General features: G+C 73.6%; 17 protein-coding genes. 6 read left to right on the forward strand and 11 right to left on the reverse strand.

The window, feature by feature from the left end:
• The first annotated feature begins 151 nt into the window (after positions 1-151).
• Positions 152-565 (forward strand): WhiB family transcriptional regulator, encoded by a 414-nt coding sequence (locus tag ACZ38L_RS13060; protein ID WP_465692179.1) that lies wholly within the window; start codon positions 152-154, stop codon positions 563-565.
• Between the two features lie 55 nt (positions 566-620).
• On the opposite strand, the gene glpX is transcribed toward ACZ38L_RS13060, so the two are convergent.
• The gene (glpX, locus tag ACZ38L_RS13065) at positions 621-1,661 is read right to left on the reverse strand and encodes a class II fructose-bisphosphatase (RefSeq protein WP_465692181.1); all 1,041 of its coding nucleotides are present in this window, start codon (positions 1,659-1,661) and stop codon (positions 621-623) included.
• A gap of 233 nt (positions 1,662-1,894) precedes the next feature.
• Here glpX and ACZ38L_RS13070 point away from each other — a divergent pair, with 233 nt between their 5' ends.
• On the forward strand, positions 1,895-2,404 hold the full coding sequence (locus ACZ38L_RS13070; protein WP_465692183.1) for a DUF4245 domain-containing protein: 510 nt from the start codon (positions 1,895-1,897) through the stop codon (positions 2,402-2,404).
• Positions 2,405-2,468: 64 nt separating this feature from the next.
• Here the strand turns inward: ACZ38L_RS13070 and ACZ38L_RS13075 are convergent, their stop codons facing one another.
• The 4 genes from ACZ38L_RS13075 to ACZ38L_RS13090 all read right to left on the reverse strand — a co-directional run bounded on the left by ACZ38L_RS13075 (position 2,469) and on the right by ACZ38L_RS13090 (position 6,117).
• The gene (locus ACZ38L_RS13075; protein ID WP_465692185.1) at positions 2,469-3,077 is read right to left on the reverse strand and encodes a malonic semialdehyde reductase; all 609 of its coding nucleotides are present in this window, start codon (positions 3,075-3,077) and stop codon (positions 2,469-2,471) included.
• A 120-nt stretch (positions 3,078-3,197) separates the two neighbouring features.
• On the reverse strand, positions 3,198-3,491 hold the full coding sequence (locus ACZ38L_RS13080) for an exodeoxyribonuclease VII small subunit (RefSeq protein WP_465692187.1): 294 nt from the start codon (positions 3,489-3,491) through the stop codon (positions 3,198-3,200).
• Between the two features lie 63 nt (positions 3,492-3,554).
• Entirely contained in the window at positions 3,555-4,757 is a 1,203-nt protein-coding gene (xseA, locus tag ACZ38L_RS13085; RefSeq protein ID WP_465692189.1) for an exodeoxyribonuclease VII large subunit, read from the reverse strand.
• 10 nt (positions 4,758-4,767) lie between these two features.
• Positions 4,768-6,117 carry an APC family permease gene (locus tag ACZ38L_RS13090; RefSeq protein ID WP_465692191.1) on the reverse strand — a complete coding sequence of 450 codons (1,350 nt, stop codon included), beginning with the start codon at positions 6,115-6,117 and terminating at the stop codon, positions 4,768-4,770.
• A 97-nt stretch (positions 6,118-6,214) separates the two neighbouring features.
• Between ACZ38L_RS13090 and ACZ38L_RS13095 the strand changes: the two genes are divergently transcribed.
• Together ACZ38L_RS13095 and ppgK are read left to right on the forward strand one after the other, a co-directional pair.
• Positions 6,215-7,189: a 4-hydroxy-3-methylbut-2-enyl diphosphate reductase gene (locus ACZ38L_RS13095; RefSeq protein ID WP_465692193.1), complete on the forward strand. Its 975-nt coding sequence runs from the start codon at positions 6,215-6,217 to the stop codon at positions 7,187-7,189.
• A 132-nt stretch (positions 7,190-7,321) separates the two neighbouring features.
• The gene (gene ppgK / locus ACZ38L_RS13100; protein WP_465692195.1) at positions 7,322-8,071 is read left to right on the forward strand and encodes a polyphosphate--glucose phosphotransferase; all 750 of its coding nucleotides are present in this window, start codon (positions 7,322-7,324) and stop codon (positions 8,069-8,071) included.
• A gap of 19 nt (positions 8,072-8,090) precedes the next feature.
• Here ppgK and ACZ38L_RS13105 read toward each other — a convergent pair whose 3' ends face one another.
• Positions 8,091-8,693, reverse strand: a complete 603-nt coding sequence (locus tag ACZ38L_RS13105) for a DUF6542 domain-containing protein (protein WP_465692197.1) — start codon at positions 8,691-8,693, stop codon at positions 8,091-8,093.
• 195 nt (positions 8,694-8,888) lie between these two features.
• On the opposite strand from ACZ38L_RS13105, the gene ychF reads away from it, so the two are divergent.
• Positions 8,889-9,962: a redox-regulated ATPase YchF gene (gene ychF / locus ACZ38L_RS13110; RefSeq protein ID WP_396557908.1), complete on the forward strand. Its 1,074-nt coding sequence runs from the start codon at positions 8,889-8,891 to the stop codon at positions 9,960-9,962.
• Positions 9,963-10,074: 112 nt separating this feature from the next.
• Here the strand turns inward: ychF and ACZ38L_RS13115 are convergent, their stop codons facing one another.
• The 5 genes from ACZ38L_RS13115 to ACZ38L_RS13135 form a co-directional block, all read right to left on the reverse strand.
• The gene (locus tag ACZ38L_RS13115) at positions 10,075-10,434 is read right to left on the reverse strand and encodes a DUF488 domain-containing protein (protein WP_465692200.1); all 360 of its coding nucleotides are present in this window, start codon (positions 10,432-10,434) and stop codon (positions 10,075-10,077) included.
• A gap of 27 nt (positions 10,435-10,461) precedes the next feature.
• Positions 10,462-11,127, reverse strand: coding sequence for an HAD-IA family hydrolase (locus ACZ38L_RS13120; RefSeq protein WP_465692202.1), 666 nt, complete (start codon positions 11,125-11,127; stop codon positions 10,462-10,464).
• A 73-nt stretch (positions 11,128-11,200) separates the two neighbouring features.
• A complete protein-coding gene (locus ACZ38L_RS13125; RefSeq protein WP_396557902.1) occupies positions 11,201-11,653 on the reverse strand; it encodes a cytidine/deoxycytidylate deaminase family protein in 453 nt (150 codons plus the stop codon).
• Positions 11,650-12,354: a RibD family protein gene (locus ACZ38L_RS13130; RefSeq protein WP_465692205.1), complete on the reverse strand. Its 705-nt coding sequence runs from the start codon at positions 12,352-12,354 to the stop codon at positions 11,650-11,652. The genes ACZ38L_RS13125 and ACZ38L_RS13130 overlap by 4 nt, the downstream gene beginning before the upstream one ends.
• 58 nt (positions 12,355-12,412) lie before the next feature.
• A complete protein-coding gene (locus ACZ38L_RS13135; RefSeq protein WP_465692207.1) occupies positions 12,413-12,997 on the reverse strand; it encodes a pyridoxamine 5'-phosphate oxidase family protein in 585 nt (194 codons plus the stop codon).
• Between the two features lie 145 nt (positions 12,998-13,142).
• Between ACZ38L_RS13135 and ACZ38L_RS13140 the strand changes: the two genes are divergently transcribed.
• Positions 13,143-13,958: a methyltransferase domain-containing protein gene (locus ACZ38L_RS13140; RefSeq protein WP_465692209.1), complete on the forward strand. Its 816-nt coding sequence runs from the start codon at positions 13,143-13,145 to the stop codon at positions 13,956-13,958.
• Positions 13,959-14,337 lie beyond the last annotated feature (379 nt).

The following is a 14,337-nucleotide window of genomic DNA, read 5'->3' on the forward strand; positions in this document are numbered from 1 at the left end:
CCTACCGTGTGCATGAACCGGGATGGCGCGGGGTAGTTCCTCTCGCACATCGTTTCCTGAACGGCTGCGGTCGCACCACCGCGCGGGGCGCCCGCGTCGCGTAGCCGGGCAGTTGACGCGAGTCTTCCCCGAGCCTGTGTCTGGAGTCGCCGTGCTGCACCCGATCGAGCCCAGCACCACCGCTGTCGTCCGTATCGCCGCCGCCCCGCAGCGGCGGGAATCCGGGGGTGTCCGGCTCGACCAGCTGGAGGACAACCCCTGGCACACCGGCGCGGCCTGCCGCCGGGACGAGGCCGGGTTGTTCTTCGCGCCGTCCAAGGAGCCCACCGCGGCCCGGCTGACCCGGGAGGAGCAGGCCAAGCAGGTCTGCGCCCGCTGTCCGGTGCTGCTGGAGTGCCGCGAGCACGCGCTGGCCCAGCCGGAGCCGTACGGGGTCTGGGGCGGGCTGACGGCGGCCGAGCGCCGGGTGGTGCTCTCCCGGCGCCGCCGTCGGGACGGCGAGCTGCGCGAGGCGCCCCGGGTGGCCGACCGACTGGCGGCCGAGCACGGCCGGATAGCGGGCTGAGCGCGGCTCCCGGGGTTCGCCCGGTCCGCCGCGCCCGGCCCGCCGGCCGGCGTCGTCAGTTCGCGCGGTCGAAGTCGATCGCGCTGTAGGCCCGCAGCTTGGACAGCTTGTGGGTGGAGTCGATCCGCCGGATCGTGCCGCTCTTCGAGCGCATCACCAGCGAGCTGGTGGTGGCGGTCTCCTGGCGGTAGTGCACGCCGCGCAGCAACTCGCCGTCGGTGATGCCGGTGGCGACGAAGAACACGTTCTCGCCGCTGACCAGGTCGTCGGTGGTGAGCACCCGGTCCAGGTCGTGCCCGGCGTCCAGCGCCTTCTGCTTCTCGGCCTCGTCCTTGGGCCACAGCCGGCCCTGGATGACGCCGCCCATGCACTTCATCGCGCAGGCCGCGATGATGCCCTCGGGCGTGCCGCCGACACCCATCAGCAGGTCGACGCCGGTGCCCTCGCGGGCGGCCATGATCGCGCCGGCCACGTCGCCGTCCGAGATGAACTTGATCCGGGCGCCGGCCTCGCGGATCTCGCGGACCAGGCCGTCGTGGCGCGGGCGGTCCAGGACCACCACGGTGACGTCCTCGACGGCGCTGCCCTTGGCCTTGGCGACCCGGCGGATGTTGACCCCCGCGGGGGCGGTGATGTCGACGAAGTCGGCGGCCTCGGGGCCGGCCACCAGCTTGTCCATGTAGAAGACGGCGCTGGGGTCGAACATGGTGCCGCGGTCGGCGACCGCCAGGACGGCGACGGCGTTGTTCATGCCCTTGGCGGTCAGCGTGGTGCCGTCCACCGGGTCCACCGCGACGTCACACTCGGCGCCGGTGCCGTCGCCGACCCGCTCGCCGTTGTAGAGCATCGGGGCCTCGTCCTTCTCGCCCTCGCCGATGACGACCACGCCGTTCATCGAGACGGTGGAGACGAGGGTGCGCATGGCCTTCACGGCCGCGCCGTCGGCGCCGTTCTTGTCGCCACGGCCGACCCAGCGGCCGGCCGCCATGGCCGCTGCCTCGGTCACCCGGACGAGTTCCAGGGCGAGGTTCCGGTCGGGCGCCTCGGGGGCGACCTCCAGGGCTCGCGGGAGATGGGAGGGATACTGCGCGGTCATCGTCGATACCTCTCTGTACGCGACGGCCAGTGAGCGATCGACTACTGTCTGGTCGAGCGCTGCGATGAGGGTCATCCGATCGTATCGGTGTACGGGATGACTGTCTGTGCCGCAGGTCCCGGCCACCAGTGGTTCTGTGCCGGTTTGGGGTGGTTCCCCCCTTGACGGCCACCCCGGGTGCCGGGTCGTGGGGCGCGATGGGTCACCATGTGGGGGTGGCAGGCAAAGGTGGCATGAGAGGCCGGCAGACCGTACGGGACATGATCCTGTCGATGCTCGCCGTCGGTGGTGTGGCCCTGGTGGCGTATCTGTTCATCCCGCACTCGGCGAGTGATCCGGTGCGGGTCGTGGACTACAGCTCGTCGTACAGCTCGGCGAAGCGCGCCGCGCCCTACCCGCTGCTGGCCCCGCAGGGGCTGCCGGCCGGCTGGCGGGCCACCTCGGTGCAGTACACGCCGCCGGCCGGGAACAGCGGCATCGCCACCTGGCACCTGGGCTTCGTCACCCCGGAGGGCAAGTACGCGGCTCTCGAGCAGAGCGACGCGGCCAAGGACGTCGTGCTGGCCACCGTGGTGCCCGGCTACCAGCCGGACGGCAGCGCGACCGTGGACGGCAAGCAGTGGGAGCGCTACCAGGGCGACTCCTACCGCGGCCTGACCGAGCCGACCGGCACGGCCACCACGGTGGTCACCGGCAGCGCCTCCTACGACGAGCTGGCCCAGCTGGCCGCCGCGCTGCACTGAGCCGCCGACACGCCGATGGCGGGGACCCCGGTGGGGTCCCCGCCATCGTGGTGTGCGGGTCGGCTCAGACGGTGGTGACGACCTCGTCGTAGGCCAGTCGCGGCGAGCGCGGGTACCAGGCGTCCGCGCCCGGCTTGCCGATGTTCACCACGGCCAGCACCGAGTGCTCGCCGTCGCCGAAGAACTCCTTGTTGATGCCCTCGGCGTTGAAGCCGGTCATCGGGCCGGCGGCCAGGCCGGCGGCGCGCACGCCGATGATGAAGTAGCCGACCTGCAGCGAGCCGTTGAAGTGGGCCGAGCCCTCGCGGGCCGAGCGCTCCGAGAAGAAGACGTCCTTGGCGGCCGGGAAGGCCGGGAACTGGGTCGGCAGCTCCTCGTGGAACTCGTTGTCGGCGGCCAGGATGGCGACCAGCGGGGCGGTGCTGGTCTTGGCCTTGTTGCCGTCCGACATCTGGGCCACCAGGCGCTCGCGGGCCTCGGTGGAGCGGACCAGGACGACGCGCAGCGGCTGCTGGTTGAACGCGGTCGGCGCGTACTTGACCAGGTCGTATATGGCCTGGAGCTGCTCGTCGGTGACCGGCTCGTCGGTGAAGGTGTTGGCGGTCCGGGCCTCGCGGAAGAGCAGGTCCTGGGCCGCGGCGTCGAGGACGAGCGCGTCGTTGGCGGTGGTCATGGGTGCTACACCTCAGTGCTGTCGGGAAGGGCGGCCGGGGTGCCGCTCGTTACCTGACAACATAGGTGAATTTTCAACTGTTCCTCAAGGCGAGGTGAGCCGCGTCACAGTCGTGGGGGTCTAGTCGCGCTGGTCGCCGTCGGCCGCGGTCCGCTCGCCCTGCTCGGCCTGCTCGGCGGCGAGCGCCGCGTCCAGCCGGGCCCGGGCGCCGTCCAGCCGGCGCTGGCAGACCTTGGCCAGCTGCTCGCCGCGCTCCCACAGTGCGAGCGACTCCTCCAGCGTGATGCCGCCGGTCTCCAGGCGCCGGACCACGTCCAGCAGCGCGTCCCGGGCCTGCTCGTAGCCCAGTGCGTCGTCCGCCGCCGGGTCGGTCGCGGCGCTGGTGGTGGGGTGCTGCCCGTCCTCGTCTGCCATGCCGCCAGCCTACGGGCCGGGGCCGACAGCGCCGGGCGGTTCGCCGCGCCGCCAGGGCCCGCCCTAGTCCTCCGCCGTCACCGTCAGCGAGCCGTGGGCGACCCGGGCGCGCAGCCGCTCGCCGGCCGCCACCTGCGCCGGATCGGTCACCACCGCGCCGTCCGCGCGCTGCAGCACGGCGTAGCCGCGCTCCAGCGTGGCGGCGGGGGAGAGCGCCACCACCCGGGCCAGGGTGTGCCCGAGGTCGGACTCGGCCCGGTCCAGCTGGTGCCCCAGGCACCGCCGCGAGCGCGCCGTCAGCGCCGTCAGCTCCTGCTCCCGCTCGGCCAGCAGCCGCTCCGGCGCGGCCAGCACCGGCCGGCTGCGCACCCCCGCCAGACCGGCCCGTTCCCGCTCGACCAGCCCGACCACCGACCGCCGGGCCCGGTCGCGCAGCTGGCGGACCCGGGCCGTCTCCTCCCCGACGTCCGGGACGACCCGCTTGGCCGCGTCGGTCGGGGTCGACGCCCGCAGGTCGGCCACCAGGTCCAGCAGCGGCTGGTCCGGCTCGTGCCCGATCGCGCTGACCACCGGCGTCCGGGCCGCGGCCACCGCGCGGCAGAGCGCCTCGTCCGAGAAGGGCAGCAGGTCCTCCACGCTGCCGCCGCCGCGGGCCACGATGATCACGTCCACCTCGGGGTCGGCGTCCAGCTCGCGGACCGCCGCGATCACCCGTTCCGCCGACTGGTTGCCCTGCACCGGCACGTTGCGCACCTCGAAGCGGACCGCCGGCCAGCGCCGCCGGGCGTTCTCCAGCACGTCCCGCTCGGCGGCCGAGGCCCGGCCGGTGACCAGCCCGACGCAGTGCGGCAGGAACGGCAGCGCGCGCTTGCGCTCGGCCGCGAACAGGCCCTCCTCGGCCAGCCGGCGCTTGAGCAGTTCCAGCCGGGCCAGCAGCTCGCCCAACCCGACCAGCCGGATCTCGGTGGCCCGCAGCGAGAGCGTGCCGCGCGCGGCGTACCACTCGGGCTTGGCGTGCACCAGCACGCGGGAGCCCTCGCGCAGCGTGTCGGCGAGCGGTTCCAGCACCGAGCGGAAGCAGGTGACGCTCAGTGAGACGTCGTGGTCCGGGTCACGCAGGGTCAGGAACTGCATGCCGGGCCGCCGGCTCAGCTGGGTGATCTGGCCCTCCACCCACACCGCCCCCAGCCGGTCGATCCAGCCGCCGATCAGCGCGGAGACCTTGGCGACCGGGATCGGGGCTTCGGGGGAGCTCGGGTTGGCCATGCGTACGAGGCTAGCGGTGGCCGCCGACAGTCCGGCGCCGCCCGTACTGCACCGTCGCCACCGCGATCCCGACCGCCAGCCAGCAGGCCCCCACCAGCTGCGCGCTGGGCGAGGCCTCGAACACCACGGCGGCGATCACCGCGATCCCGAGCAGCGGCACCAGCAGGTGCCGCAGCCGGTCCGGCGAGCCGTGCCGGACGGTGTACCAGCCGATCACCGAGGCGTGCAGGAGCGTGAACGCGCTCAGCGCGCCGATGTCCACCACCGAGGTCAGCCGGTCCAGCCCGTCGGAGCGCCCGGCCGCCCAGCCCGCCGCGCCCAGCGTCACCACGGCCGCCGCGAGCAGGGCCCGGCGCGGCACCGCGGAGGCCCGGTCCACCGCCGCCAGCCACCGCGGCAGCCGTCCCTCGCGGCCCATCGCGAAGAGCAGCCGCCCGGCCGCCGCCTGCCCGGCCAGCGCCGCGAAGGCCGCCCCGATCGCCTTGCTCACCGCCACCAGGACGTGCAGCCAGGGCCCCACAGCGGTGTCCACCGTGTCGTAGAAGGCCGATCCCTGCGCGGCCGGCTGCTCGGCCAGCTGCTCCGGGGTGAGCGGCTCCAGCAGCGCGGCCAGGTAGGTCTGCGCCACGAAGAGCCCGCCGGCCAGCGCCAGGCAGAGCAGTACCGCCCGGGCCACCGCCGCCGAGGCCCCCACCGCCTCCTCCACGAACGAGGCGATCGCGTCGAACCCCAGGTAGGAGAGGACCGCCACGCTCACCGCGCCCAGTACCGCGGGCACCGAGAAGCCGCTGACGCCGACCAGCGGCGCCAGCACCGGGCGGACGGTCCCGTTCGCGGCCAGCACCACGATCGCGGCGAGCACGAAGACCGCCAGCACCGCCAGCTCCATCGCCAGCACCCCGAACCCCACCGCGGCGGCCGTCCGCACCCCGGACAGGTTGAGCGCGGTGGTCACCAGCACCGCCAGCACGGTCCAGGCCCACCGTGACACGCCCGGCACCAGGGAGTGCAGCGCGATCCCCGAGAAGAGGTAGGCGACCGCCGGGATCAGCAGGTAGTCGAGCATCGCCATCCAGCCGGCGACGAACCCCGGCAGTTCGCCGAGCCCGGCCCGGGCGTAGGCGAAGACCGATCCGGTCTGCGGCACCGCGCGCACCATCTGCGCGTACGAGGAGGCGGTGAAACCCATCGCGACGGTCGCCACCAGGTAGACCGTGGCGACCGCGCCGTGGCTCCGGGCCTCCAGCACCCCGAAGATCCCGACCGGCGCCATCGGCGCGATGAAGAGCAGACCGTAGACCACCAGGTCGCGCAGGTCCAGGCTGCGGCGCAGCCGGTTCGCCTCGAGTCGTTCGCTCACGCTTCGAATTGGAGCATCCGAGGCCGTGCGCGCCCCGCAGGCGACGGTGCGTCGGCGCGGCACCGGGGCGGCCGCACCCGCCCGTACCATGGATGCCATGTCGACCACCGCACCGCGCCGTGTCCTGCTCGCCGCCCCCCGGGGCTACTGCGCGGGCGTGGACCGCGCCGTCATCGCCGTGGAGAAGGCCCTGGAGCAGTACGGGGCGCCGATCTACGTCCGCAAGCAGATCGTCCACAACAAGTACGTCGTGCAGACCCTGGAGAAGCAGGGTGCGATCTTCGTGGACGAGACCGAGGAGGTGCCGGAGGGCTCGATCGTGGTCTTCTCGGCGCACGGCGTGGCGCCGTCCGTGCACGACGAGGCCAGGGCCGGCAAGCTCGCCACCATCGACGCCACCTGCCCGCTGGTCACCAAGGTGCACAAGGAGGCGGTCCGGTTCGCCGACGAGGGCTACGACATCCTGCTGGTCGGCCACGAGGGCCACGAGGAGGTGGTCGGCACGATGGGCGAGGCCCCGGACCGGATCCACCTGGTGGACGGCGCCGAGGACGTGGCGAACGTCGAGGTGCGCGACGAGAGCAAGGTGGTCTGGCTCTCCCAGACCACGCTGTCGGTGGACGAGACGATGGCCACCGTGGGCGAGCTGAAGAAGCGCTTCCCGCTGCTGGTCAGCCCGCCCAGCGACGACATCTGCTACGCGACCCAGAACCGCCAGGTGGTGGTCAAGCAGATCGCCCCGGAGACCGACCTGCTGATCGTGGTCGGCTCGAAGAACTCCTCCAACTCGGTCCGGCTGGTCGAGGTCGGCCTGGAGTACGGCGCCAGGGCCGCGCACCTGGTGGACTTCGCCGAGGAGCTGGACGAGGCCTGGCTGGAGGGCGTCGGCACGGTCGGCCTGACCAGCGGCGCGTCCGTCCCGGAGATCCTGGTGCAGGGCGTGCTGGAGTGGCTGGCCCAGCGCGGCTTCGAGGACGTCCAGGTGGTCCGCACGGTCGAGGAGACGCTGCAGTTCTCGCTCCCCAAGGAGCTGCGCCGCGACCTGCGTGCCGAGGCGGCCGGCAAGCTCTGACGCCGGCGCTCCCCGCCACCCCGGGCTTGCGGGCTGCTGTCCGGGGCAGGCTCTCGTACGTTGGTGCACAGCCTGTGGAGAACTCTGTCGGTGCGCGGCGCACGCGGCGCGCTCGGAGCGAGGAGGCGGAACGTGACGGCACGGACGGTGTTCGGCGTGGACATCGGCGGCTCGGGCATCAAGGGCGCGCCGGTCGACCTGGACCGCGGCACGCTCGCCCAGCCACGGCACAAGGTGCTCACCCCCCACCCGGCCTCCCCGGAGGCCGTGGTCGCCGCGGTCCGCGAGGTGGTCCAGCACTTCGACTTCCGCGGGCCGGTCGGGCTGACCTTCCCCGGCGTGGTGATCGGCGGGCATACCCGGACGGCCGCCAACGTCGACCAGGGCTGGATCGGCCTGGACGCCGAGGGACTCTTCCGGGAGGCGCTCGACCTGCCGGCCACCCTGCTCAACGACGCCGACGCGGCCGGCCTGGCCGAGGTGGCGCACGGCGCGGGGAAGGGCCGGTCCGGCGTGGTGCTCACACTGACCTTCGGCACCGGCATCGGCAGCGCGCTCTTCACCGACGGGGTGCTGGTCCCCAACACCGAGCTGGGCCACCTCGAGCTGCGCGGCAAGGACGCCGAGCGGCGCGCCTCCGCCGCGGCCCGGGAGAAGCACGACCTGAGCTGGGCCGAGTGGGCGGTCCGGGTGGACGAGTACCTCGACCTGGTGGAGCGGCTCTTCTCGCCGCAGCTGGTGATCATCGGCGGCGGCGTCAGCCGCAAGCACGAGAAGTTCCTGCCGCTGCTCGCGCCGCGGGACGCCGAGGTGGTGCCGGCGGTGCTGCGCAACGACGCGGGGATCGTGGGCGCCGCGATGGCCGCGGCCCGGCGCGGCTGACCTCGCGCCCGGGCGGTGGTCAGCGGGTACGACGGGCCCGGCGCAGCGCGACGTACCGCGCCAGCGTGATCATCGCGGCCAGCCCCGTCCCGGCGAACAGCCAGCCGGCCCGCAGTGCCAGGCCGGTGGCCAACGCGATCACCTGGCCCAGCAGGCCCGGGCTGCTCACCGGGCCGACCAGCAGCAGCGCGAGTGCGAAGGCGATCGGGCCGCTGACCGCGGCCGCCGGCAGGTCGGCCGGCCGGACCCGGATCGCGGTCTGGAAGCAGACCAGCAGGTAGCCGAGGCCGAACAGCAGGCCGAGCCCGCCGAAGAGCAACCGGTCGAGCAGGGCCGCGGCGATCGTGCCGGACACCGCCAGCAGGCCGGTGCCGATCGCGGTCAGTCGGGCCGGTCGCCCGGGGTGCGGGCGGTCCGCCGAGCGGGCCGGCCGCAGCGACAGCCGCAGGCGCAGCCGGGGGGCCGGGGCCCGGCCCGACGCGGCCGACCGCTGTCGGGACAGCCGGGCGGGTACGGCGTCGCGGGGCGCGGCCGGCCCCGGAACGGCGGCCTCTGCGGCCCGGCCGCCGACTGGCGGGCGGGGCCGGGGCCCGGGCGGCTGGGTACGGGTGCGCTGCTCCACCCATCCAACGTACGGTCCGATCATCGCGACACTGGGTAATGGCACCCGAGTGGCCGCCTCGTGTCTCTGGCCGGTGTGTCCCGCCGGCTCTGCCGGGTGGGCGTGCGACCGGCCGTGCGGTGCGGGCCCGTAGACTGGGCGGTCGGCCCGTACGGTGCCGCTCCACGCCCTCCAAGCCCACGGGATCTCGCTTTCATGTCGCTCACGATCGGAATCGTCGGTCTGCCGAACGTCGGCAAGTCGACCCTGTTCAACGCCCTGACGAAGAACGACGTCCTGGCGGCCAACTACCCGTTCGCCACCATTGAGCCGAACGTCGGAGTGGTCGGCGTCCCGGACTCCCGGCTCCCCAAGCTCGCCGAGATCTTCAACTCGGAGCGGATCCTCCCGGCCACCGTCGACTTCGTCGACATCGCCGGCATCGTCCGCGGCGCCTCCGAGGGCGAGGGGCTGGGCAACAAGTTCCTCGCCAACATCCGCGAGTCGGACGCGATCTGCCAGGTCATCCGGGCCTTCAACGACCCGGACGTGGTCCACGTGGACGGCAAGGTCTCGCCGAAGGACGACATCGAGACCATCAACACCGAGCTGATCCTGGCCGACCTGCAGACCATCGAGAAGGTGCTGCCCCGGCTGCAGAAGGAGGCCCGGCTGAAGAAGGAGTCGGCCGCCGCGCTGGCCGCCACCGAGGCCGCGAAGGCGATCCTGGAGTCCGGCAAGACCCTCTTCGAGACCGGCTTCGACGCCTCCTCGGTGCGCGAGCTGCACCTGCTCACCACCAAGCCGTTCCTCTACGTCTTCAACGTGGACGAGGAGGAGCTGACCGACGAGGAGTTCAAGGACGGCCTGCGCGCGCTGGTCGCCCCGGCCGAGGCGATCTTCCTCAACGCCAAGATCGAGTCCGAACTGATCGGCATGGACGAGGCCGACGCGCTGGAGCTGCTGCAGTCGATGGGCCAGGAGGAGGCCGGCATGGCCACCCTGGGCCGGGTCGGCTTCGACACCCTCGGCCTGCAGACCTACCTCACAGCGGGTCCCAAGGAGGTCCGGGCCTGGACCATCAAGAAGGGCGCCACCGCTCCCGAGGCCGCCGGCGTCATCCACACCGACTTCCAGCGCGGCTTCATCAAGGCCGAGATCGTCTCCTACGACGACCTGGTCGCCTGCGGCTCCATCCCCGAGGCCCGCGCCAAGGGCAAGTCCCGCATCGAGGGCAAGGACTACGTCATGCAGGACGGCGACGTGGTGGAGTTCCGCTTCAACGTCTGAGCGTTCACAGAAAGGCGGCCCGACCTGCGAGAAAGCAGGTCGGGCCACTTTGCTGTCCGCAGTGGTCCGCAGGTTTTCGGGCGGATCACGCGTCGCACACGGTGGAGCGGGGTCAGCCGTGCGCGGTCAGCAGGTCGGCCAGGATGGCGGCGAAGCTGTGGGCGGGGTCGCGGGTGGCGGTGAGGAGGGTGAGGCTGGGGTGGGTGCGCAGGGCGGCGAGGCGGTCCCGCTGGGCGGGGGTGGCCAGCTCGGCGCGGTAGCGGGTGGCGAACTCGGCGGCGTGGGCCTCCGGGGCGGCGTGGAACCAGCGGCGCAGTTCGGTGGAGGGGGCCAGCTCCTTGGCCCACTCGTCGAGCTGCGCCGCCTCCTTGCTCAGCCCCCGCGGCCAGAGCCGGTCGACCAGGATCCGCTGGCCGTCGTCCGGGGACGGCGGGTCGTAGACCCGCCGGAGCCGTACCTGATCGGGTCGCATTCCTCCAGTGTCACGCCCCCGCGGGTGTCACGCCCCCGCGATCCGGACGCGGAGGGTGCCGGCCGGGCCCGGGGTGACGCGGACCTCACGGAGGGTGGCCACGTGGGCCGTGGGTCTGTGGGCGGCCGCGCGCGGGCCGATGCCGATGACGCGCATGCCGGCCGCGTGGGCGGCGGCGATGCCCGCTTCGGAGTCCTCGAAGACCAGGCACTCGGCCGGGTCGGTGCCCAGCTCGGCGGCGGCCTTGAGGAAGCCCTCGGGGTCGGGCTTGCTGGCGCCGACCGACTCGGCGGTGATCGCGAGGTCGGGCATCGGCAGGCCGGCCGCGGCCATCCGGGTGCGGGCCAGCCGGAGGTCGGCGGAGGTGACCAGGGCGTGCGGGTGGCCGGCCAGCGAGGCCAGGAAGGCCGCCGCGCCGGGGACCTCGACGATGCCCTCGGTGTCCGCGGTCTCCGCGGCGAGCATCGCGCGGTTCTCCGCGAGGTTCTCCGCCATCGGGCGGTCCGGCAGCAGGATCGCCATGCTCAGGTGGCCCTGCCGGCCGTGCACCACGTGCATCACGGCGTCGCCGTCCAGGCCCTTGTCCGCGGCCCAGCGCCGCCAGCAGCGCTCCACCACGGCGTCGGAGTCGACCAGCGTCCCGTCCATGTCGAGCAGTAGGGCGCGGACGGACAGCTCGGGGGCGGCGGACATGCCGGCTCCTTCGGGGCGGGGGGGACTAGCGGGGCTGCGGCCGTTTGTCGCACAAGGATACAAACCGGCGGAATCAGCCCAGCAGATGGGCGTTGACCGCCCGGGCCGCCTCGGCCAGTTCGGGCAGCTCCAGCACGGTCACCCCGGCGGCGGTGAGCAGGTCGATCCCCTCGCAGCCGGTCACGAAGAGGTCGGGCTCGCGCCAGGCCACCACCACCCGTGGCACCCCCGCGGCGATCAGCAGCCGGGCGCACGGCAGCGGCCGGGAGGCCCGCCGGCCGCACGGTTCCAGTGAGCTGTAGACGGTCGCGCCGCGCAGCCGGGGATCGCCGGTCGGCAGCTTGCCCAGCGCCGCCTCCTCGGCGTGGCAGTGCTGGTCCAGTTCCCGGCTGTAGCCCTCGCTCAGCACCTCGCCGTCGGCGCCGACGATCACCGCGCCGACCGAGAAGGCGGTCCGCGAGGGCGGGCAGCGCCGGGAGAGCTCGATCGCCCGGGTGAGGAAGGCCAGGTCGGCGGGGGTGGTCACGCGGAGTGCTCCTTGGGGGCGTAGCGCAGCAGGACGACGTCCCCGACAGTACGGGCCTCCAGCAGCCGCATCCGCCGGGTGCTCCCGCCCGGGAAGTCGGCCGGGTTGACGAACCGGGGCGCCGCGGGGTCGCCGACCAGCAGCGGCGCGACCGCCAGCTGCAGCTCGTCGGCCAGCCCCTCGGCGAGGAACTGGGTGTGCACCGACCCGCCGCCTTCCACCAGCAGCCGGCGGACCCCGCGCCGGCCCAGGTCGTCCAGCAGTGCGGCCAACCGGACCCGTGGGCCCAGCGCGACCACCTCGGCCAGCCCGTCCAGCGCGGCCCGCAGCGCGGGCGCGGCGGCGTCCGTGGCGTAGGCGACCTTGGCCCCGCCGGTGTGCCAGAACCGCAGGTCGGCGGGGAGGTCGCCGGTCGCGCTGAGGGTCACCTTGAGCGGGTGCGCGGGCCGTCCGGTCGCGGTCCGGGCGGCTTGCCGGGCGGGGGCGTTGACCAGCAGCCGGGGGTTGTCACGGCGCAGCGTGGTGGAGCCGGCCAGGATCGCGTCGCAGTCGGCGCGCAGCTCGTCGACCCGGTCGAAGTCGGCCGGGTTGGAGAGCAGCAGGCGCTCGGGGGAGGCGTCGTCGAGGTAGCCGTCGATCGACATCGCGGCGCTCAGCAGTACGTACGGGCGCTGCGGGGCGGTCGGCTGGGGGGCGTCCATCGGGGTCCGTTCTGTCGAGTGCTGAAGCACACCGTACGGCGGCCGCCCGCGCGGTGGTTCAGGTCCGGCGCGGCGGCAGCGGCAGCGGGAGGGCCGGCAGCCCGTCCACGCTCACCCCGTTCAGCTCCTTGCCGGCGCAGTAGGCGGCGAACTCCTCCTCGCTCTTGCGGCCGAAGTACTCGGCGTGCAGCGGCCGGTCCTCGCGGTACTCCAGGAACGGGACGGCGAAGCCGCAGGAGTCGCTCACCCGCTCGGCCCGGACCAGGATGATCGCCCGCAGTCCGGGCCCGTCCGCCGCGGGGTCGAAGTGCGCCAGCAGGTCGGCGAACCGCGGATCGTCGCGGAACACCGGCTCGCCGCGGCCGTGCACCCGGACCACGGTGGGCGGGCCGGTGAAGGCGCACCACATCAGCGTGATCCGGGAGTTCTCCCGCAGGTGGGCGATGGTCTCGGCGGTGCTGCCGCCGAAGTCCAGGTAGGCCAGGGTGAGTTCGTCCAGGACCGCCAGAGTGCCGGAACGGCCCTTGGGGGAGACGTTGACGTGGCCGTCGGAGGCCAACGGCGCGGTGGCGGTGAAGAAGACGTGCTGGGCCTCGATGAACGTGCGCAGCCTGCCGTCGATGCGTTCGTAGACCTTTCCCATGCCCCGATTATCCGGAGCGCCCTCGCGGAACGGGAGGACCTGGCTCCTTTGTCTTGTCATGCGAGACAATGTTTCTTGAGGAATGGGACGCTACTAGTCTGCGGACAGCGGTCGGCGACCGGCCGGCCCGGGTAGGGGAGTGGACATGACGGACCATCAGAACGCCACCTACACCCACGGCTACCAGGACGCCGTGCTGCGTTCGCACCGCACCCGGACGGCGGTCAACTCGGCCGGCTACCTGCTGGCCGAACTGCGCCCGGGTCAGGCGGTGCTGGACGTCGGCTGCGGCGCCGGCACGATCACCGCCGACCTGGCCGAACTGGTCGGCCCCGAGGGGCGGGTGGTGGCGGTGGACGGCTCGGCCGAGGTGCTGGCGGAGGCCGCCGCGCACGCCGCCGGCCGAGGGTTGCGGAACATCCGGTTCGAGGTCGCGGACGCCGGCGAACTGCCCTTCGCGAGCGGCGAGTTCGAAGTGGTGCACGCCCACCAGGTGCTGCAGCACGTCGCCGACCCGGTGGCGGTGCTGCGCGAGATGCGCCGGGTGGCGGCGCCCGACGGTGTGGTGGCGGCCCGCGACGCCGACTACGCGGCGATGACCTGGTACCCCGAACTGCCTGATCTGGCAGTGTGGTTGGACCTTTACCGACAGGCCGCCCGGGCCAACGGCGGCGAACCGGACGCCGGGCGGCGGCTGTTGGCCTGGGCGCACGCGGCCGGCTTCGCCGAGGTGCGGGCGAGCAGCTCGAGTTGGACGTTCGCGTCACCCGGCGAGCGACTGTGGTGGGGCGAGTCCTGGGCGGAACGGACCACCGGCTCGGGGTTGGCGACCACCGCGCTGGCCCGGGGCATCGCGGACCGGGCGGAGCTGGAGCGGATCGCCGCCGGCTGGCGGCACTGGACGGTCGAGCCGGACGGCTGGTTCGGCGTGCTGCACGGCGAGATCCTGGCCCGCGGCTGACCGGCGGACGCGGGGGTGGGCGGGGCGCGGCATTCCGTCGAGGGGGCGCGTCGCCGAACGATGCCGTCCAAGCCCCGGCCAGGACCTTGCGCCGACGCGGTCGCCGGTCCACCCTTGCGGTAGTTGGACGGGGGAGAACGCGGGCGCGGGCGTGGATGCCCCGACGGCCCGGAAATGACATCGCGGAAACCTCGTTGGTACGTCCCGTTAGCGGGCCGCCCCTAGCCTCGGCGCCAGGGGCGGCCGGGGGGGGGGGGGGGGGGGGGGGGGGGGGGGGGGGGGGGAGGGGGGGGAGGGGAGGGGGGGGGGGGAGGGGGGGGGGAGAGATTGGGGGGGAAGGAGAAGAAAGAAGACAGAGAGACAGGCACAGGAGGGGGGA

The sequence above is a fragment of the Kitasatospora sp. NPDC024654 genome (assembly GCF_055559155.1).